Source organism: Pseudomonas sp. PDM19 (genome assembly GCF_014852215.1).
Lineage (GTDB): Bacteria > Pseudomonadota > Gammaproteobacteria > Pseudomonadales > Pseudomonadaceae > Pseudomonas.
The window spans coordinates 383445-403806 of the sequence record NZ_JACVBG010000002.1 but is presented as its reverse complement, the minus strand read 5'-3'; the positions used below and the strand labels follow the sequence as shown (position 1 = coordinate 403806).

Annotated in this window: 18 protein-coding genes and 1 tRNA gene; 4 read left to right on the top strand and 15 right to left on the bottom strand. The window is 63.8% G+C overall.

The features are described from left to right. Positions 1-85 precede the first annotated feature (85 nt). Positions 86-901 carry an inositol-phosphate phosphatase gene (suhB, locus tag IB273_RS10095; RefSeq protein ID WP_081515987.1) on the top strand — a complete coding sequence of 272 codons (816 nt, stop codon included), beginning with the start codon at positions 86-88 and terminating at the stop codon, positions 899-901. 176 nt (positions 902-1077) lie between these two features. Here suhB and IB273_RS10090 read toward each other — a convergent pair whose 3' ends face one another. The 6 genes from IB273_RS10090 to queA all read right to left on the bottom strand — a co-directional run bounded on the left by IB273_RS10090 (position 1078) and on the right by queA (position 7183). Then, the gene (locus IB273_RS10090; protein WP_081515989.1) at positions 1078-1614 is read right to left on the bottom strand and encodes a glycine zipper 2TM domain-containing protein; all 537 of its coding nucleotides are present in this window, start codon (positions 1612-1614) and stop codon (positions 1078-1080) included. Between the two features lie 159 nt (positions 1615-1773). Next, a complete protein-coding gene (secF, locus tag IB273_RS10085; RefSeq protein ID WP_081515990.1) occupies positions 1774-2691 on the bottom strand; it encodes a protein translocase subunit SecF in 918 nt (305 codons plus the stop codon). Positions 2692-2701: 10 nt separating this feature from the next. Beyond that, positions 2702-4564, bottom strand: coding sequence for a protein translocase subunit SecD (gene secD, locus IB273_RS10080; protein WP_081515992.1), 1863 nt, complete (start codon positions 4562-4564; stop codon positions 2702-2704). Positions 4565-4628: 64 nt separating this feature from the next. After that, complete coding sequence (gene yajC, locus IB273_RS10075) at positions 4629-4970, bottom strand: preprotein translocase subunit YajC (RefSeq protein WP_017522301.1); 342 nt, start codon at positions 4968-4970, stop codon at positions 4629-4631. Positions 4971-5008: 38 nt separating this feature from the next. After that, positions 5009-6127: a tRNA guanosine(34) transglycosylase Tgt gene (tgt, locus tag IB273_RS10070; RefSeq protein WP_192224504.1), complete on the bottom strand. Its 1119-nt coding sequence runs from the start codon at positions 6125-6127 to the stop codon at positions 5009-5011. Between the two features lie 12 nt (positions 6128-6139). Next, positions 6140-7183 carry a tRNA preQ1(34) S-adenosylmethionine ribosyltransferase-isomerase QueA gene (queA, locus tag IB273_RS10065; RefSeq protein ID WP_045210558.1) on the bottom strand — a complete coding sequence of 348 codons (1044 nt, stop codon included), beginning with the start codon at positions 7181-7183 and terminating at the stop codon, positions 6140-6142. Positions 7184-7288: 105 nt separating this feature from the next. Here queA and IB273_RS10060 point away from each other — a divergent pair. Next, positions 7289-7374, top strand: a tRNA-Leu gene (locus IB273_RS10060). A 118-nt stretch (positions 7375-7492) separates the two neighbouring features. Here IB273_RS10060 and IB273_RS10055 read toward each other — a convergent pair. The 7 genes from IB273_RS10055 to IB273_RS10025 form a co-directional block, all read right to left on the bottom strand. Continuing rightward, positions 7493-7993, bottom strand: a complete 501-nt coding sequence (locus IB273_RS10055; RefSeq protein WP_151188141.1) for a GspH/FimT family pseudopilin — start codon at positions 7991-7993, stop codon at positions 7493-7495. 11 nt (positions 7994-8004) lie between these two features. Beyond that, on the bottom strand, positions 8005-11055 hold the full coding sequence (locus tag IB273_RS10050) for a pilus assembly protein (RefSeq protein WP_225610151.1): 3051 nt from the start codon (positions 11053-11055) through the stop codon (positions 8005-8007). Between the two features lie 2 nt (positions 11056-11057). Further along, positions 11058-11546, bottom strand: coding sequence for a PilX N-terminal domain-containing pilus assembly protein (locus IB273_RS10045; protein ID WP_081516031.1), 489 nt, complete (start codon positions 11544-11546; stop codon positions 11058-11060). Then, entirely contained in the window at positions 11543-12661 is a 1119-nt protein-coding gene (locus IB273_RS10040; protein ID WP_192223996.1) for a PilW family protein, read from the bottom strand. The genes IB273_RS10045 and IB273_RS10040 overlap by 4 nt, the downstream gene beginning before the upstream one ends. Beyond that, positions 12658-13209, bottom strand: a complete 552-nt coding sequence (pilV, locus tag IB273_RS10035; RefSeq protein WP_081516432.1) for a type IV pilus modification protein PilV — start codon at positions 13207-13209, stop codon at positions 12658-12660. The genes IB273_RS10040 and pilV overlap by 4 nt, the downstream gene beginning before the upstream one ends. A 5-nt stretch (positions 13210-13214) precedes the next feature. Beyond that, positions 13215-13604 (bottom strand): type IV pilin protein, encoded by a 390-nt coding sequence (locus tag IB273_RS10030; protein WP_192223995.1) that lies wholly within the window; start codon positions 13602-13604, stop codon positions 13215-13217. Positions 13605-14190: 586 nt separating this feature from the next. After that, positions 14191-15738 (bottom strand): cyclic diguanylate phosphodiesterase, encoded by a 1548-nt coding sequence (locus IB273_RS10025; protein ID WP_192223994.1) that lies wholly within the window; start codon positions 15736-15738, stop codon positions 14191-14193. A gap of 161 nt (positions 15739-15899) precedes the next feature. On the opposite strand from IB273_RS10025, the gene IB273_RS10020 reads away from it, so the two are divergent. Beyond that, complete coding sequence (locus IB273_RS10020) at positions 15900-16415, top strand: RDD family protein (protein WP_081516039.1); 516 nt, start codon at positions 15900-15902, stop codon at positions 16413-16415. A gap of 71 nt (positions 16416-16486) precedes the next feature. On the opposite strand, the gene lptG is transcribed toward IB273_RS10020, so the two are convergent. After that, positions 16487-17554: an LPS export ABC transporter permease LptG gene (gene lptG / locus IB273_RS10015; protein ID WP_081516041.1), complete on the bottom strand. Its 1068-nt coding sequence runs from the start codon at positions 17552-17554 to the stop codon at positions 16487-16489. Next, positions 17547-18671, bottom strand: coding sequence for an LPS export ABC transporter permease LptF (lptF, locus tag IB273_RS10010; RefSeq protein ID WP_151188145.1), 1125 nt, complete (start codon positions 18669-18671; stop codon positions 17547-17549). The genes lptG and lptF overlap by 8 nt, the downstream gene beginning before the upstream one ends. 190 nt (positions 18672-18861) lie before the next feature. Between lptF and IB273_RS10005 the strand changes: the two genes are divergently transcribed. After that, positions 18862-20352 carry a leucyl aminopeptidase gene (locus IB273_RS10005; RefSeq protein WP_192223993.1) on the top strand — a complete coding sequence of 497 codons (1491 nt, stop codon included), beginning with the start codon at positions 18862-18864 and terminating at the stop codon, positions 20350-20352. Positions 20353-20362: the final 10 nt, after the last annotated feature.

The following is a 20362-nucleotide window of genomic DNA, read 5'->3' as shown; positions in this document are numbered from 1 at the left end:
CCACGCAGGCGACAGGTCGCTCTATTAACTCCATGGCTTTCTGCTAGAATGTCCGGCTTTCTTTAACGACCCAGGTGACCTCTCCATGCAGCCTATGCTGAATATCGCCCTGCGCGCCGCTCGCAGCGCCGGTGAACTGATCTTCCGCTCCATCGAACGCCTGGACACCCTGTCGGTCAACGAGAAAGAAGCCAACGACTACGTCACCGAAGTCGATCGCGCGGCCGAGCTCTCCATCGTCACCGCCCTGCGCAAGGCCTACCCGAACCACGGGATCATGGGCGAAGAAGGCGGCATGCTCGAAGGCAGCGGCGAAGGCGCCGACTACCTGTGGATCATCGATCCGCTGGATGGCACCACCAACTTCATCCACGGCGTTCCGCACTACGCGGTCAGCATTGCCTGCAAATACCGCGGCCGCCTCGAGCACGCCGTGGTCCTCGACCCGGTCCGCCAGGAAGAATTCACCGCCAGCCGCGGCCGTGGCGCCGCACTGAACGGCCGTCGCCTGCGCGTCAGCAACCGCAAGAGCCTGGAAGGCGCCCTGCTCGGCACCGGCTTCCCGTTCCGCGACAGCCAGATGGACAACCTGGACGCCTACCTGGGCATGTTCCGCAGCCTGGTCGGCCAGACCGCCGGCATCCGCCGCGCCGGCGCCGCCAGCCTCGACCTGGCCTATGTCGCCGCCGGTCGCTACGACGCCTTCTGGGAGTTCGGCCTGTCCGAGTGGGACATGGCCGCTGGCGCCCTGCTGATCCAGGAAGCGGGCGGCCTGGTGAGCGATTTCACCGGCGGTCACGAGTTCCTCGAGAAAGGCCAGATCGTCGCTGGCAACACCAAGTGCTTCAAGGCGCTGCTGACCAGCATCCAGCCGCACCTGCCGGCGTCGCTCAAGCGCTGAGCCTGAGCCACGACAGAAAAAGCCCGGCATTGCCGGGCTTTTTTGTGCCTGCGAGAAGGCAAATCCTGCACCTGAAGCCATAGCCTTCGGCGATTCGCGAGCAGGCTCGCTCCTACAAAGAGCCAAAGAAAAAGGCGCCCATCGGGCGCCCTCTTCGTTCCACACCTGGCGACTGCTTATTGCTGACCCAGGATCAGTCGGCCGCTCTTGTCGACCGGAATCTGCGAGCCCGGATCGCGATCCATGCGGACCTGACCGGCCTTGCCATCGAGCAGGTACTTCACGTCGTAGCCGACAACCTTCTCGCTGGTGTCGTTGACGGTGTTGCAGCGGGTTTCGGTGGTGGTGTAGGTGTCACGCTCCTGCATGCCTTCCTGCACCTTGTTGCCCGCGTAGCCGCCGCCGATGGCGCCCGCCACGGTGGCGATCTTCTTGCCGTTGCCGCCGCCGATCTGGTTGCCCAGCAGGCCGCCAGCGATGGCGCCGATCGCCGTACCGGCAATCTGGTGGGTGTCCTTGACTGGACGCTGATGGGTCACTGCCACGTCCTTGCAGACCTGGCGCGGATTCTTGATGGTTTCCTTGACCGGCTGAACGGCGAGCACCTCGGCGTATTGCGGCGCGCGGTCCACCAGACTGTAGGTAGCCACGGCGCCACCGGCAGTCACGCCTACAGCGCCCAGCACGGTACCGATTAGCAACGACTTGTTCATAGGGTTCTCCTGGTCTTTCTTCTCATTCGGGCCTCGCCCTTTACCTTGCCTTGGAGCAATCGATTTGTAAGAAAGTTCCGGCCGTTTCGTGACACAGCACCTACAAATGAAAACTCCCGCCGAAGCGGGAGTTTTCTCTGGAAGGCCGGGAACGCTCTATTACGGGCGCTCGTCGACTTCCTTGCTCGGCGGCGGAATCAGGTCCTCGGTGGACAGGTTCAGCCAGATCAGCACCACGTTGGCGATGTAGATCGACGAGTAGGTACCCGCCATCACACCGACGAACAGGGCAATGGAGAAACCGAACAGGTTGTCGCCGCCGAAGAACAGCAGAGCAGCGATCGCCAGCAGGGTCGACACCGAGGTGGCGATGGTCCGCAGCAGGGTCTGGCTGGTCGAGATGTTGATGTTGTCGATCAGGCTGGCCTTGCGCAGTACGCGGAAGTTCTCGCGCACCCGGTCGAAGATCACGATGGTGTCGTTCAGCGAGTAGCCCACCACCGCCAGTACCGCGGCGAGCACGGTCAGGTCGAAGGTGATCTGGAAGAACGACAGCACGCCCATCACGATGATGGCGTCGTGGATCAGCGAGAGGATCGCACCCAGGGCGAACTTCCACTGGAAGCGGAAGCCCACGTACAGGAGGATGCCGCCCAGCGCCAGGAGCATGCCGAGGCCGCCCTGGTCGCGCAGCTCTTCACCGACCTGCGGACCGACGTACTCGACGCCATTGACCTTGGCCGGGTTGGAAGCATCGGCCTTCTGCAGCGCAGTGGCGACCTTCTTGCCCAGTTCCGGGTCTTCGCTGGGCATGCGCACCAGGACGTCGCGGGTGTCACCGAAGCTCTGCACCACGGCTTCGCTGTAACCGGCGGCGACCAGTTGCTCACGCACCTTGGAGAGGTCGGCAGGCTGCTCGTAGGTCAGCTTGATCGACGTACCGCCAGTGAAGTCCAGGCCGAAGTTGATGCCTTTGAAGACCCAGCTGCCGAGGGCGATCAGGGTCAGGAGCAGGGTCGCGGCGAACGCAATGTTGCGCACGCCCATGAAGTTGATAGTACCGATCTTGATATTCATCTCTGGCCCCTTAGATCCACAGCTTCTTAACGTCGCGGCCGCCGTAGATCAGGTTCACCATTGCGCGGGTGACCATGATGGCAGTGAACATCGAGGTGAGAATACCCAGGGACATGGTCACGGCGAAGCCCTTCACCGGGCCGGTGCCCATGGCGTAGAGGATGCCGCCGACCAGCAGCGAGGTCAGGTTGGCGTCGATGATCGCGGTGAAGGCGCGGTTGAAGCCTTCATGGATCGCCCGCTGTGTCGACATGCCCGCAGCCAGCTCTTCTCGTATCCGCGAGAAGATCAGCACGTTGGCGTCCACCGCCATACCCATGGTCAGCACGATACCCGCGATACCCGGCAGGGTCAGGGTCGCGCCGAGGATCGACATCAGCGCCACCAGCATGACCATGTTGAAGGCCAGGGCGACGGTGGCGATCACGCCGAAGAAGCGGTAGATGACGATGATGAACAGGGAAACGAAGACCATGCCCCACAGGGAAGCGTCGATACCCTTGGCGATGTTGTCAGCACCCAGGCTCGGGCCGATGGTGCGTTCTTCAGCGAAGTACATCGGCGCAGCCAGGCCACCGGCGCGCAGCAGCAGGGCCAGTTCCGAGGACTCGCCCGGGGCGTCCAGGCCGGTGATGCGGAACTGGTTGCCCAGCGGCGACTGGATGGTCGCCAGGCTGATGATCTGCTTCTCTTCCTTGAACGCCGGAACAGCGACTTCCTGCTCGACGCCGTCGACGACCTGCTTGGTGTAGCGGGTGATCGGCTTCTGCTCGATGAACACCACAGCCATGCTGCGGCCGACGTTGTTGCGGGTCGCGCGGTTCATCAGCTCGCCGCCGTGGCCATCCAGACGGATGTTCACCTGCGGACGGCCGTTCTCGTCGAAGCTGGCGCTGGCGTCGGTGACCTGGTCACCGGTGATGATCACGCCCCGCTCCAGGCTCGCCGGCGGGCGACGCGGCTCGCGGAAATCGAAGGTCTCGGTGGAGGACTTGATCGCATCCGGCTCGGCGGCCAGGCGGAACTCCAGGTTGGCGGTCTTGCCGAGGATGCGCTTGGCTTCAGCGGTGTCCTGTACGCCCGGCAGCTCGACGACGATGCGGTTGGCGCCCTGGCGCTGTACCAGCGGTTCGGACACGCCCAGCTCGTTCACGCGGTTGCGGACGGTGGTGAGGTTCTGCTTGATCGAGTATTCGCGGATTTCGGCCAGCTTGGTGGCGGTCATGGCCAGGCGCAGGACCTGCATGCCATTACGCTCGCTCTGGGCGGTTTCGAAATCGCGGAAATCCTTGGCGATGATCGACTTGGCCTTGTCCAGGTCGGCTTCTTCGGTGAAGCCCAGCTGGATGCCGCCGTCCTGCACAGGCAGGCTGCGGTAGCGCACGCGCTCCTTACGCAGGGCGCTCTTGACCTCGTTCTCGTACACCTTCATACGAGCGTCGACGGCTTTCTCCATATCCACTTCCAGCAGGAAGTGCACACCACCGGACAGGTCGAGACCCAGCTTCATCGGGTGGGCGGCGATATTGCGCAGCCAGTTCGGCGTGGTCTGGGCCAGGTTCAGGGCGACCACGTAGTCGTCACCCAGCGCGCGGCGGACGATGTCCTTGGCCGGCAACTGATCTTCCTGCTTGACCAGACGGATCAGGCCGCTGTTCTTGCCCAGCGAGCCAGCCTTGACGGCGATACCGGCATCGGCGAGCGCCTTGCTGGCCTTGTCGACGTCGGCCTGGGTGACCTGCAGCGCAGTGCTCGCGCCACTGATCTGGACGGCCGGATCGTCAGGATAGAGGTTGGGTGCGGAATAGATGAAACCGACGGCCAGGACCGCCAGGATCAGCAGATACTTCCACAGGGGATACTTGTTGAGCATGACACCGCCCGTTATGACGCGGGGCGCATCTTGCGCCCCGTCGGTTGGGTTTCTAGGTGGAGGATCAGATCGCCTTCAGGGTGCCTTTCGGCAGGGTCGCGGCGATCGCGGCCTTCTGGAACTTCAGCTCGACGTTGTCGGAAACCTCGACGACGACGAAGTCCTCGGCGACCTTGGTCACCTTGCCAGCGATACCGGCGGAAGTGACGACTTCATCGCCCTTCTGCAGGCCGGACAGCAGGTTCTTGTGCTCTTTCGAGCGCTTGGCCTGGGGACGCCAGATCATCAGGTAGAAGATGACCAGGAAACCGACCAGGAAAATCCACTCGAAGCCAGTGCCGGCCGGGCCTGCAGCAGCGGCGGGAGCTGCGGCGTCAGCGTAGGCAGCGGGAATCAGAAAACTCATTGGAAACTCCTGTCTCAAAGCTTTTTCGATGAATAAGGTCAGTCCGCCAGCGGCGGCACGGGAAGGCCGCGCTTGGCGTAGAAGGCGTCGACAAAGTTCGCCAATGTACCCTGTTGGATTGCCTCGCGCAAACCAGCCATAAGCCGCTGATAATGCCGCAAGTTGTGGATGGTATTGAGCATGCTGCCGAGCATTTCGCCGCACTTGTCCAGGTGGTAGAGGTAGGCGCGGGAGAAGTGCTTGCAGGTGTAGCAATCGCAGGCCGGGTCCAGCGGAGACTCATCGTGCTTGTGCACCGCGTTGCGGATCTTGATCACCCCGGTGTCAACGAAAAGGTGGCCATTGCGCGCATTGCGGGTGGGCATGACGCAGTCGAACATGTCGACGCCCCGGCGCACACCTTCCACGAGGTCTTCGGGTTTGCCCACACCCATCAGGTAACGAGGTTTGTCAGCCGGCATGTGCCGCGGGAGGAAGTCCAGTACGCGGATCATCTCTTCCTTGGGCTCGCCCACCGACAGGCCGCCGATGGCCAGGCCGTCGAAGCCGATTTCCTGCAGGCCTTCGAGCGAGCGCATGCGCAGCTCTTCGTGCATGCCACCCTGGACGATACCGAACAGCGCCGACGGGCTATCGCCGTGGGCGGTCTTCGAACGCTTGGCCCAGCGCAGCGACAGCTCCATGGAGCGCTTGGCGACGTCGAACTCGGCCGGGTACGGGGTGCACTCGTCGAAGATCATCACGATGTCCGAGCCCAGCGCACGCTGCACGGCCATGGACTCTTCCGGGCCCATGAAGACCTTGGCGCCATCCACCGGCGAGGCGAAGTACACGCCCTCCTCCTTGATCTTGCGCAGCGCGCCCAGGCTGAACACCTGGAAGCCGCCCGAGTCGGTGAGGATCGGCCCCTTCCACTGCATGAAGTCATGCAGGTCGCCGTGCTTCTGGATCACTTCGGTACCCGGGCGCAGCCACAGGTGGAAGGTGTTGCCGAGGATGATCTGCGCGCCGATGCCCTCGATGTCGTGCGGGAGCATGCCCTTCACGGTGCCGTAGGTGCCCACCGGCATGAACGCCGGGGTTTCCACCACGCCACGGGGGAAGGTCAGGCGGCCGCGACGGGCCTTGCCCTCGGTGGCCAGCAGTTCGAATTTCATGAAGCTCATGGATCAGTCCTCGGGGCCGCGCGGTGCCGGGTTGCGGGTAATGAACATGGCATCGCCGTAGCTGAAGAAGCGATAGCCCTGCTCCACTGCCGCCGCATAGGCGGCCATGGTCTCGGGGTAGCCGGCGAAGGCGGAGACCAGCATCAGCAGGGTGGATTCGGGCAGGTGGAAGTTGGTGACCAGGGCGTCGACCACGTGGAACGGCCGCCCGGGGAAGATGAAGATGTCGGTGTCGCCACTGAACGGTTTGAGCACGCCGTCACGGGCCGCGCTTTCCAGCGAACGCACGCTGGTGGTGCCGACGGCGACCACGCGACCACCGCGCGCCTTGCAGGCGGCCACGGCATCGACCACGTCCTGACTGACTTCCAGCCATTCGTTGTGCATGTGGTGATCTTCGATGCGCTCCACGCGCACCGGCTGGAAGGTGCCGGCGCCCACGTGCAGGGTGACGAAGGCGGTATCCACGCCCTTGGCGCGGATCGATTCCAGCAGCGCCTCGTCGAAATGCAGGCCGGCGGTCGGTGCGGCCACGGCGCCCGCGCGCTCGGCATAGACGGTCTGGTAACGCTCGCGGTCGGCGTCTTCATCCGGACGGTCTATATAAGGCGGCAGCGGCATGTGGCCGACGCGCTCCAGCAAGGGCAGCACGTCCTCGCTAAAGCCCAGTTCGAACAGCGCGTCGTGGCGCTGCAGCATCTCGGCCTCGCCACCGCCGTCGATGAGGATCTTCGACCCCGGCTTGGGGGATTTGCTGGAGCGCACGTGAGCCAGCACGCGGTGGCTGTCCAGCACGCGCTCCACGAGGATTTCCAGCTTGCCGCCGGAAGCCTTCTGGCCGAACAGGCGGGCAGGGATTACCCGGGTGTTGTTGAACACCATCAGGTCACCCGGCTTGAGGAAGCCGAGGATGTCAGCGAATTGCCGGTGGCTGAGCTCGCCGCTCGGACCGTCCAGCACCAGCAGACGGCTGGAGCGGCGTTCAGGTAGCGGATGGCGGGCGATCAGCGCCTCGGGCAGGTCGAAATGAAAGTCAGCGACGCGCATGGGGGAGCTTTCTCGAAAGGGCGCACATCTTACTGGATATGCCGATTTCTGACCATGCGAGCCGATTGACCGGCGCAGAGCGCCTCCCTATACTGCCGCGCCATTGCCTCGGTGGCGGAATGGTAGACGCGGCGGATTCAAAATCCGTTTCTGGCGACAGAGTGAGAGTTCGAGTCTCTCCCGGGGCACCACCACATCGTTTCGGCAGTTCCGATGAACTGTCGAAACCCACGAAAAACCGGCCCTCGGGCCGGTTTTTTGTTGTCTGCGATTTCCCTGCCGGGTGCTGGCAGGAGCAGTTTCACCGTATCAGGAACAGGAACCTGTCGTCGTCTTGCTGACGTAGGCACGCCCCGTGGCGCTGACGTTGACCACTCGCTCCTGGGCACCAGCAGACGGCGCGGAGCGGCACACGGTGACGCTGGCCTGGGTATTGCCCACGCCGCTGGGCTGGAAGTCGATCTTGGCGACACTGGAAGTGACCTTGAACCCCGTCGGCGCGGCGGGATGTTTCTGGATCACGGTGGAGCCGGAAATCACGATCCAGCCCTGCTCCCAGCCCCCGGAGCCGCAACTGGTGCCGTTGCTGGATACGCACAGGCTGGTCACCGTGTTGCGCTTGATCGCCTCGCTGCGCCCCATGGCGACGCCCGCCACAAGATCGTTGGCACTGGAGGCAAGCTTGCCGGTAAGAGTCGCATCGCTGAGCGAAGGCACGGCTATGCCGACCAGGATGGCCAGCACCGCGAGTGTCACCATCAGTTCCAGCAAGGTGAAACCATTGGCCAGGCGTCTGTTGATCGCGTTCATGGCTCGCCCTCCTATCGCTCGATATCCCAGAACACCCAGGACTTGGGCTGCGGGCTGGTGCCCGGCGCGGTCGGCTCGGAGACCTTCAGCGGTGAATCGGAAGAACCGCCGATGATGAAGTCCCTCAGGCTGCCGTCGTCGAGTTGTACGCGCCCCGCCACGGGTGACGGAGGCAGGCCGCCGCCGGAGATGACGCCGAAGCGCTGGTCGCCGGTGCCTGCGGCGTTCAGGTAGCTGATGTTGTAGACGCGCGCGGTGCCCAGGCTGGAGCAGCTGGTGGGGCTGGCCACGGCAGGCTGGTGGGTGCTGAAGGTGATGTTGTTGTAAAGCAGCAGCGCCGAGGTCACTACCTGCTCGGTCGACTGCAAGCCCAGGTACCAGCCTTTGGGGTAGGCCGCGACCTGCGTATTGGTGGGCGTTGCCGTGGAGGTAATGGGCAGCAGCGAGCTGTTGCAGATCAGGTTGGCGGCGCAGGTGGCGTTCTCCAGGGTCAGCCAGTTGACGTCGCTGGGCTTGTCGCGCAGGGCATAGAAGCGGTTCGCCACGCTGGCGGCGGAGGTGTAGGTGAGCAGCGGCTTCTCGCGGTCGCCGGAGCCCAGCAGGATCACGTACTCGCCGTTGACGGAGGCCACCTCCGGGCCGTAGAGGAACTTGCGGTTGGCTGTACAGGAAGTCGCCGTCGCGCACCCCAGGGAAGCGATCTTGGTCATGGTCCAGTTGGCCGGCGGGGTACTGCCGATGGCACTGAAGGCATCGACGCCGGAGATCCGGTAGACGTTGCCGCCCATGTCGGAGGCATAGCCGTAGGCGATCAGGCCGCTGCTGTTGGTGACCAGGGCGACACTGCCGACGACCCCGCGATCGGTGTCGAAGGTTTTCAGCAAGGCGCCGGTGTCCGCATCCAGCAGATAGATGTGATTGCCCTTGGAGGTCGCCGTGCAGGTATTGGGATCGGCGTCCTCGCACTTGTCGTAGCCACCGCCCATGGCCAGGATCGTCGACGCACCGCTGCCGTAGCCTTGCGCCAGGACGGGAACCGGCGTCGCCCAGGTCTGCCCTATGCCGCTGAGGCCAGTACCGCAGCTGGTGTCATTGGCCATGTTGGGACAACCGATCTTCCACTTCAGGGTCGGGCTGGCCGGGGTGGTGACGTCAAAGGCATAGATCGAGCGGCCGCCGCGGCGCATGGCGGAGTAAATCCAGGTGCTGGTGCCCTGCTGCACCACGGAAACCGAGCCGTCCATGCCGTAGTCCTTGGGCTGCGGCGTGGGCGTGCCCGTGGTATGGCCGGGGAAGCTGATGGTGGTGGTGTTGTCCCGCAGGCGCTTGATCCGCGGGTAGAACTCCGGCGGCATGAACGACCAGATTTCACTGCCGGCCGAGACGCCCGCGACGGTTCCGCTGCGGTTGCCGTTGATAGCGTGCAACAGCCCGTCGTTGGCGCCGTAGTAGACCACCACCAGGGGTGAGGACGTGGTTCCGTAGTTGACCGCCGCGGGGCGCGAGTGCACGACGTCGCCGTGAACCGAGGAGCGCATCTCGGTGACGTTGGCGTTGAGGTTCTCGTCCTGATTGTCGGCGCCGATGGCCCAACCGATCAGGTTGGTCCGCTCGGTGGCGTCTGCCGCCCCCAGCAGGGCCTGGGTGACGGCCGTGTTGGCGGTGTTGAAGTTGGTCAGCGTCGTGCAGGTCGTGGGGTCGCAAGTCTTCATGGTCCGCGAACTGGCCTGGCGCAATACATAGGCCTGGGCGCCCTTCTCGACGATGTTGCCGTCGGGATAGTTGGACAGGTCGGAGCCGGTCACGGTCAGGCAGTTGCCCTGCGGCTTGAACGCCCAGTAGTTGTCCAGCGAGGTGGGCGTCCAGAAGCTGCGGGCGCATTCGGTGATGAAGCCGGTGCCGCTGTTGATTGCGCTGTTGCCGTTGGCGTCCACCGTGGTGAGCTGGCTGCTGACCACGCCCACCTTGTATTGCTTGAGGTTGCCGGGCCAGCGCGGGAAGGAATCGGAGTCGGGGCGGAACATGCCGACGAACACCTGGTTCAGGTAGGTGCTCTGGGAGCTGACGCTGATCGGCAGGGTGACGGAGGCGAACACGCTGTTGGTGGCCTGGATCTCGGAGAAGATGGCATTCAGTGCATCGGATATTTGCGTGCCACTGGCCGTCACGTCGAAATATTTGCCACTGCTGACGTTGGCCATGCTCTTCAACAGGGCGGTCCAACCCGGGCCCTGGCCGGTGGTGACCTTGTTGATATCCACGGTGTAGGTGGTGATGGCCTGGGTGCTCTTCTTCATGAAGCGCGCCCATTCGTCGGCCATGTTGTCCTGCGAGCCGCTGGGGGAAATGGGGATCGCCGTGGTATTGCCCCCGGCAGCAGTCAATGCACTGGTCGCCTGCTTGATATCGTTGGTGTTGTCCTGCGCCGCGCCGTTACTGATGTAGATGATGAAGTTTTTCGCGCAGCCAGCGACGATCGGGTTGTTATAGGTGGTGGCGTCCTTCGACGCCAGGGCGTTGCCGCTCAGGGCATAGATCGCGTTGGATGCGGTGGTGCCGCTGGCGTTGCCGGCGAAGTCGGTCTTGACCTTCTGGTTGCCGGAATTGGGCGTGCCCGCCGAGTAATACAGCCAGGCCTCCTCCATGGCCTTGCTGATCTTGCCGCCATTGGACTTGTCGCTCCCCACGTCCAGGCTGCTGACCAGCGTCTGATACTTGGGCTTGGTCGAACTGTCGAGCAGACGCATGGCGGCACGCACATAGGCGCCGTCGTCACCCTTGTTGCCGCTGCCGGTCTCGCTGAACAGCATCAGACTGACGCGGAACTTGTTCACCTGCAGCCCGTTGACCACAGAGGCCAGCGCAGTCATCTCGTTGCTGAACGGCGTGGTCCAGTTGGCGGTGTTGTCCAGGATGATCAGGACGTTGGGCGCGTCCGTGGCACCGCTGGGCGTGCCGACGAACAGGTCGATGTCCTCGGCACGAACGGCCGACTGGGCGACGCACAGGAGGCAGAGGGCGAAAATCCGCCGGAGCATTCCGGCGTGGCAGCTCTTGTTCATGTTCATGCTCCGCACGCGGCGACTTTCTGCGAATCGGTCAGGTGCACCCGCACCCCGGAACGCACTCTTACCGAGGTGCCGGTCACGGCATCGGTGACATCGGCGTTGAGCCCCCAGACGGTGTCCCATCCCGTGGAACACATGGCTGCCTGGCCACCACCACAAGCCAGATTGGAGGGACTCGGCCTGGCGCTCATGCACACCGGCGACGCCATGGAAACCTGGTAGTCGGTGGTACCGTCGTTATTGATGTCGACATTGAGCTGCTCGGCCGCCGGCGCGGCGGTGAAGGCCGAGCCGATGACCCGCTGGATACCGACATCAGCCGCGGCAATGGCCTCGTTGCGGAACTGCATGTTGCCCACTGCCTTCAGATTGGTGCCGCTGAGGGTGTAGGCGCTGCCGACCATCAGCATCAGCATCAGCAACATCACCAGGGCGACCACCAGGGTCGCGCCCTGCTGGGCTCTCGAATTGCGCTGCGTCGTCATGGCGTCTGCCTCCGACGGGATACGTTCACCAGCGTGGCGCTGGAGGTGAACAGATGCCGTTTGTAGCCATCGGTGAACGGGCCCAGGGTGGAGCTACCCAGGGCGTAGGTCTTGTCCGAGGTGTAGCCCGCGGTTTGCGTGCGGGCGCGAGCCAGGACGTAGAGCCGGGCTTCCACCACATTCGCCAGCTGGGCCACCGTGCAGGAACCGGCCCCGCAATGGACAAAGCTGCCGTCGGGCGAGCCATCGCCACGGTTGGTCACGGTGACCCGGGTATTGGGGTCATCCCAATGCGGCGCCGCGAGGTAATCGGTCGGATCGTTCGACTTGCTGAGGCTGTCCAGGCCCAGCTCGACGCGGAAGGCCTCGACCCCCTCGATCAGCGGTACTGCTGCCTGCAGCGCGTTGGCCGGCGTGGCCCCACCGGAAAGATCGAAGGTGGAGCGCATCAGGGTCGGTATGCCATCGCCTGCGCTCACCGCGTAATCGCGCACGTAATACAGATCGATGACGAACTTGCGACGCTCGGCGATGGTCAGGCAATTGAGGCTCGTCAGGGTGAACCCGGTGGTGTCCAGCACAAAGGCCCCGAGGGTCTCGTTCTTGCAGAAGGACGACTGGAAATACACCTTGCCGGCTGCCAGTGCATCGCAATTGCCAACGCCCGGTGAGCAGGTATCGACATGCCGCACCACCAGCACATCGGAGTTGCTCGCCAGGTTGGTGACTATCGCCGAACAACCGGGGGGCACCGCGGAGAAGGTCTGTGCCGCGATGCCGACGGAGTTGATCCTGTCCTGCTGCGTCCAGGTCGAGAAGGCCGAGCACACCGGCGGCAACGCCGTCGGGTAATCGGCCGGCGGATCGGTCGCGCTCAGGTCATCGAACTGCGGTACATAGCCATTCCAGAACCCGGCGTGGGCGAGGTCTTCCTGCAGCAGGCCCACGGCGAAGCGCCCATTCTCGATCAGCGAGTTGGTCTGAGCCATGTCGTCACTGGTCCGGCGTAGGTTCAGGTAGAGCGTCAGCACCGCGACCATGATCAGCAGGCTGATGGTCACTGCGATCATCATCTCTACCAGGGTGAAGCCCCTGTGGCGGGATACGCCCCTCATAGCGAGGCCACCCGCACAACCGTGGTGACCACGCGCCGGCACAGGTCGCTGCTGCATCCGGAGCTGCCGTTGTAGCTGTTACTGCCACACGCCACGCTCGAAGGCGGCGCCGAGATCGGCGACATGCCCTGCCAGGCCACGGTGATCAGGTACTGATTGCTGCCCAGCGACTCGATGCAGCCTCGCCCGCCGAGCATGGCGCCGGCCTTCACGCTGCCGCCGCCCACTTCCGCCGCGCCCTGCAGGCTGTTGCACCAGTCAGCGAGGTCCGCCTGCTGACGGGTCCCGCTGCTGGTCGGACAGGACATGCCCGCTCCCACCGGCGAGCTGCTGCCGGTGACATAGCTGGAGGAGTTCTTCGCGTTGGCGTTCATCCGGCTGGACATGTCATTGAGCAGCAGCAGCGCCTGGGCGCGCTGGTAGGACTCCATGTCCGACAGCTGCATGCGCATCTGCAGCTTGGCCAGGCCGAGCAGGCCCAGCGAGATGATGAGGATGCTGACAAGCAGCTCGATCAGGGTGAAGCCGCGGTGCCGGGAGGTCATCATGTTGATCACCACTTCGCAGATGGCGTCCGAGTGCCGTCGCTGGCCAGGGTCAGGTTGCCGTCGCTGGCCTGCCCGCCGCTCGGGGTGAAGGTGATGGTGAAAGTCGGCGGTGTGCCGCTGCCCACGGTGATGTCGTAGCTGTAGTTGCCCGACACCTCACTGGGCAGCGCATAGCCGCCGCTTTCCAGCGCCGACTTGCTGGCGTAGGCGCGGTTGGCCAGCAGGTACTGCTGCTGGCGGTTGGCGATATCCATCATCTGCGCCTGGGCCGCGGACCGCTTGCCCCGGATGACGTACTGCTGATAGCTGGGGTAAGCGATTGCAGCCAGGATCGCTACTATCGCCGCCACCACCATCAACTCGATCAGGGTAAAACCACGGGAACTAACAGGCATTATCGAGACTCTCTTTGCCGGGGCCTTTTTCAAAGACTCTATTAGTTAAATGGCGAATCGCCACCCCGCCGACACAGTAATTCAATACCAGTCGTCGCCGACGTATCGCCATATATAAAAATAGCTAACGAAAAGAGGGCCAATTCCGGAGCGCCAAAATACCAACACCCTCTGAATCCGGGGCATTAGAACGAAACATCGCGAGGGCAGAAAGGATTGTAAATCAGGCACTTCCGCATCAAAACAAACACCCGACAGCCAGCCAGAAAAGCAATATAAAGAACAACCGCACCATTCATGAAATACACATGAAGAAGTTGTGAAAAAAACGTAAAATCAAACTCTCCATAGTGCATTTCAAGTTAATAACATCAGCACTGATAACCTATTAAAAAGCAGCCATCTCGCAATAACGAACGAGAAACCATTACATCTTTAAAACTATGCTTATCCGACTATTCATCAGCTAACTATCGAGTCAATCAGCTCCCAGACAGGAACAGCCGGCTGTTCACATCCGCTCCACAAGCTGGAAAATTTTCCCAGTGCGCCGCCCCCTCACCACAACAGGGACGGCAAGCCGGCATCAGCCCCCGAGCGACCGGCCCTGAAGGGCCTGGACAAATGCCGCCAGCGGCATCGGTCGATCGAAGAGGTACCCTTGCAGCACCCCCACCCCACGCAGGGCCAGGTAGTCCTGCTGCTCCTCGGTTTCCACACCCTCGGCGATGATCATCAGGTCCAGCTTGCCGCACAGCTCGACGATGCTGTCCAGAACGTGCGAAGACAGGGCATCCACGCCAATCATCGCCACGAAACTCTTGTCGATCTTCAGCGCGTCCACCTTGAAGCGATGCAGGTAGGCGAGACTGGAATTGCCGGTGCCGAAGTCGTCGATGGCCAGCTTGACGCCCAGGCCATGAAGGTTGTCGAAGAGTTCGTCGGTTACCTCACTGGAAACGATCAGCTCGCGCTCGGTCAGCTCCAGGGTCAGCTCCGGCCGATGGGGCAGGAAGCGCGCCTGGAAGTCGCGGCAATCACCGAACAACCCCGGCTCCGTGCAATGCCGGGCGCTGATGTTGAAGCTCAGATGGAAGCCCTCGCCCAGCAGGTGCCCGTGCGGTGCCAGCCCATCGGCGACCTGGTGGAACAGCTCGCGGGTCATCGCCACGATCAGCCCGGAGCGTTCGGCCATGGGGATGAACAGGTCGGGGCCGACCATGCCTTCGCGCGGATGCACCCAGCGCATCAGCACTTCCGCACCGACCCAGCGGCCGTCCCGGGCATCGACCAGCGGCTGCAGGTACGGCACGAACTCCCCGGCGAGCAAGGCACGCTCAAGCTCCAGGCTTGGCGTCGCCGAACGCCCCCAGAGCCAGTAGCAGGCCACGCCCGATGCACCACCCAGCATCAGCATCAACGCCACCAGCGGCAACGCGTCTTCGTGGATGTGCCGCCATTGCGCCCCTTCGGGGAAGCCGCCGATGACCTTGTAGGGGAATCGCTCGGAGGTCAGCTCGACATGCCCCAGCGGCAAGCGGACAGGCTTGCCGTCGAACACCCTGCCCTCCTCGTCCATCCACTGCCCGCCGACCTGCAATTGCAGGTCGCTGCGTTGATCGACCAGTTGCAGCGTGTTGCTCAGGTAACGTCCATCCACCGTCGCCAGCGCGGCGTGGCGTCCTTCGACACGCCGCAGGATCAACAGCGCGTAGTTCGGCGTAATCTCGTTACCGGCCATCATCCGCAGCCGGCCGGCGACATACAGGCTCGAATCCAGCGGCGCCTCGAAATCGCCGAACAGCGAGGTGCAATAGATTTGGTCATCACGAGTCAGATTGACCGACCGGACGAACGGTACCACCGCCACCTGTTCGCGCAGGACGAGCGTCGCCTCGTCGCAGCCCTCGTCCACATGCAGCAGAGCCACCTGGGCGGCCCCTGCCGCATTGCTCAGCATCACGTCGAACAGCCGAACGGCCTCGTTCGAAGCAGTACGCGCCTCGACGCTCAGGGTGCGCAAGGCCTGCCAATAGATGATGGCGCTGCCCAGCAGCAACGGCAGCAGGGCCATGGAGAGGGAGAAGACCAGGCGAGGCAGCAGCCGGCGCCGGGTGTAGTTGCGAAGCGGCATCCTTGTTCCCTGCTTGACGGCGCCGCGACCTGCGACGCATTGCCACTCCCCCATGGGCAGCGACGTGGTTTGAGCTTAGAACAGCCACCGCCGCCGGGCGCCGCGCGGCGGAATCCGTATAATCCCCGCCCCATCCATCCTGATCGCCACTGAAGACGCCCATGTCCAAGCCGCAGCAGCTCCAGCCCGCGGGGAACTTCCCGCCCGCCACGCTCCTCCGTCGCTTTGCCGCGATGTTCTATGACTTCCTGCTCTGCGTGGCCTTGCTGATGGTGGTGACGCTGGCCTATCAGCAGGGCTTCCTGCGCCTGATCTATGGCAGCGAGAAGCTCCGGATGCTGGCCGACCAGGGGGCGCTGACCGGCGACCCGCTGCTGTCCAGCCTGCTGTTCATCAGCGTGTTCGCCTTCTTCGCGAAGTTCTGGACCCACAGCGGCCAGACCCTGGGCATGCAGGTCTGGGGCGTTCGTGTGCAGAACGCCAACGGCACGCGCATCACCCTGATGCAGGCGCTGCTGCGCTTCGTCATCGCCATCGCGTCCTGGGGCTGCGCCGGCCTGGGCTTCCTCTGGATGCTCTGGGACAAGGACCAGCGCACCTGGCAGGACCGCTACTCGGAAAGCGTGGTGATCCAGATCCCCAAGGCGGTGCGCAAGGCATCGCAGGGGCGGGGCTGAAATCTCAGGCAATAAAAAAGCCGGCGATTGCCGGCTTTTTTGCGGGCGCGGGTTCTACCGCGCGATGGGACTCAGCCCGCCCGCTTCAACAGCAGCGTGCCGAGGAAAGCGCAGATCGCCGCCGGCACCAGCACCGCCAGCAGCGGCGGGAAGTTGAACACCTGGCTGGACGGGCCGAGCAGGTCCTGGGCGATGCGGAAGGTGAAGCCCACCAGCACCCCGGTGAACACGCGCTGGCCGAGGGTCACGCTGCGTAGCGGGCCGAAGATGAACGAGATCGCCATCAGCACCAGGGCAGCGGTCACCAGCGGCTGCAGGATCTTGGTCCAGAACGCCAGCCAGTAGCGGTTGGAGCTCAGGCCCTGGTCCTGCAGGTAATGGATGTAGTTCCACAGGCCGGTGATGGACAGCGCCTCCGGCTCCATCACCACGGTGTTGAGCAGTTGCGGGCTGAGCTGGATGTTCCAGGTCTCGCTGGGCTTGCTTACGACCTCGCTGCGCTTTTCAGCCGCGTGCAGCACCGAGGTGGTCACGTCCTGCAACTGCCACTGGTCGTTCTCGAACACCGCCTGACGGGCGAAGCTCGCGCTCTGCAGGCGACGGTTGTCGTCGAAGTTGTAGCGGGTCACGCCCAGCAGCACGCCATCCGGGCGCACCACGTTGATATGGATGAATTCATGCCCCTGGCGGTGCCACAGGCCCGACTTCGAGCTTTGCGAACCATTGCCGCTCTGCGCCAGGGCGCGACCGCTCTGGGCAGCGGTTTCGGTGTAGGGAATCACGTACTCACCCACCAGGATGCCGGCGAACATCAGCACCAGCATCGGTTTCATCACCGCCCAGACGATGCGCTGCAGCGACACGCCAGCGGCGCGCATGATGGTCAGCTCGCTGTTGCTGGCCAGGGTACCCAGGCCCACCAGGCAGCCAATCAGCGCGGCCATGGGGAGCATGTCGTAGCCACGGCTCGGCGCGGTCAGCAGGACGAACTTGAGCGCCTCGCCAAGGGTGTAGGTGTCGCTGATCTGCCCCAGCTGGTCGACGAAGGCGAACAGTTCGGCCAACCCGAGGATCACCCCGAGTACCGCGAGAATGGAAACGAAGACAGTGGTGCCGATGTAACGATCCAGCTTACGCATGCTTCAGCACTCCGCCCGACTTCGCTCGCTTGGCGGCCAGCTTCAGACGCAGCGGCTCCCAGTACAACAACAACAGGCCGATGGCCAGGAATATCCCGTGAATCCACCACAGGCCCAGGGCCATGGGAATCTTGCCCTTGTCGAGCATGCCGCGCCCGGCGATCAGCAGCGCCAGGTAGGCCATGTACAGCAGCACGGCCGGCAGCAGCTTGAGGAAGCGGCCCTGGCGCGGGTTGACGCGCGACAGCGGCACGGCCAGCACGGTCACCACGAAGACCAGCAGCGGGATGGACAGGCGCCACTGCAACTCCGACTTCATGCGAGGATCGTCGCTGCCCAGCAGGTCGGAGGTGGGAATGGCGTCGCGGTCGTCGATCTCGCTGCTCACTTCCGGCTTGGGCAGCAGGGCAGCGTAGGTGTCGTATTTGATCTCGCGGTAATCGGCCTGTCCGGGCGTGCCGTCGTAGCGATAGCCGTCCTTGAGGATCAGGTAGCGACTGCCGTCAGCGTGGATCTCCTGCACGCCGGTGGTGCCGACCAGCACCGAAGTGCCGCCGTCCTTGCCATTGCGCGGGCGGTTCTTGTCCGAAATGAACACACCACCCAGCTCGGTGCGCTCGTTGGCCAGGGTCTCGGTATAGGTCACCCGCGTGCCATCGCGCATCGACTGGAAGCGCCCCGGCGCCAGGGTGTCGAACTCGGTCATCGCATCCTGCTTGTTCAGCAGCAACTGCATCTGGGTAATGCCCTGGGGCGCCAGCCACAGGCTCAGCCAGGCCACCAGCAGGGCGATGAACAGCGCCGGCGCCAGGGTAATGGCCAGCAGGCGCTGCTGGCTCATGCCAGTGGCGGTGAGCACGGTCATCTCGCTGTCCAGGTACAGGCGGCCATAGGCCAGCAGAATGCCGAGGAACAGGCCCAGCGGCAGGATCAGCTGCAGGAAGCCCGGCAGGCGCACGCCCATGATCATGAACAGCGAACCCGGATCGAGCAGGCCTTGGGCCGCCTGCGCCAGGTACTTGATGAAACGGCCGCTCATGATGATGACCAGCAGCACGGCGCTCACCGCACTCATGGTGATCAGCACTTCACGGGACAGGTAACGGAAGACAATCAAACCGGACACTCCAGGGTTGTCACGCTCAGGCGGCTACGCTCAAACTAGCCGCCGTGAAGCATTGCCGGGTGCGCGCGGACGCGACCCAGCGCAAATAGCCGGCATTATCCTGCGATTCGCCAGGCCTGTCACTGCGCAGTCCACCTTCATTCGCAGACCCTTCTGCTCTTTGTCCCGGGGACACTCAGCCATGGAATTCCTTGTAAAAAGCGTACGTCCGGAAACTCTCAAGACCGCCACCCTGGTCATCGCCGTGGGCGAAGGCCGCAAGCTTGGCGCCACCGCCAAGGCCGTCGACGAAGCCACCGGCGGCGCCATCGCCAACCTGCTCAAGCGTGGCGATCTGGCAGGCAAGGTGGGCCAGACTCTACTGCTGCAAGATTTACCCAACATTAAGGCTGAGCGCGTCCTGCTGGTCGGCGCCGGCAAAGAGCGCGAACTCTCCGACCGCGCCTACCGCAAACTGGTTTCCGCCGTCCTGGGCAATCTGAAGAACCTGGGTGGCGCCGACGCCGTCCTGGCCCTGGGCGACCTGGCCGTCAAAGGCCGCAATGCCCACGGCAAGGCCCGCCTGCAGGTGGAAACCCTGGCCGACGGCACCTACGTCTTCGATCGCTTCAAGAGCCAGAAGGCCGAAGCGCCGAAGCTGAAGAAAATCACCCTGCTCGCCGACAAGGCCGACGCCGCAGCTGTCGAACAAGGCGCCAGGGAAGCCCAGGCCATCGCCAACGGCATGGCCCTGACCCGTGACCTGGGCAACCTGCCGCCGAACCTCTGCCACCCGACCTTCCTCGGCGAACAGGCCAAGGCGCTGGGCAAGGAATACAAGGGCCTGAAGGTCGAAGTCCTCGACGAGAAGAAACTGCGCGAGCTGGGCATGGGCTCCTTCCTCGCCGTCGCCCAGGGCAGCGACCAGCCGCCGCGCCTGATCGTGCTGCAGTACAACGGCGCGAAGAAGAAAGACGAGGCCCCGCACGTACTGGTCGGCAAGGGCATCACCTTCGACACCGGTGGCATCAGCCTCAAGCCCGGCCTGGGCATGGACGAGATGAAGTTCGACATGTGCGGCGCCGCCTCCGTGTTCGGCACCTTCCGCGCCGTGCTGGAGCTGCAGCTGCCGATCAACCTGGTGGGCGTGATGGCCTGCGCCGAGAACATGCCCAGCGGCGGCGCCACCCGTCCGGGCGACATCGTCACCACCATGAGCGGCCAGACCGTCGAAATCCTCAACACCGACGCCGAAGGCCGCCTGGTGCTGTGCGACGCGCTGACCTACGTCGAACGCTTCAAGCCGCAGTCGGTGGTGGACATCGCCACCCTCACCGGCGCCTGCATCGTCGCCCTGGGCTCCAACACCTCGGGCCTAATGGGCAACAACGACGCGCTGATCAAGCAACTGCTCAAGGCCGGTGAAGTCGCCGACGATCGCGCCTGGCAGCTGCCGCTGTTCGACGAGTACCAGGAACAGCTCGACAGCCCGTTCGCCGACATCGCCAACATCGGCGGCCCGAAGGCCGGCACCATCACCGCCGGCTGCTTCCTGTCGCGCTTTGCGAAGAAGTTCCACTGGGCGCACCTGGACATCGCCGGCACCGCCTGGATCAGCGGCGGCAAGGACAAGGGCGCCACGGGCCGCCCGGTGCCGCTGCTGACCCAGTACCTGCTGGACCGCGCCAAGTAATGGCACAGTG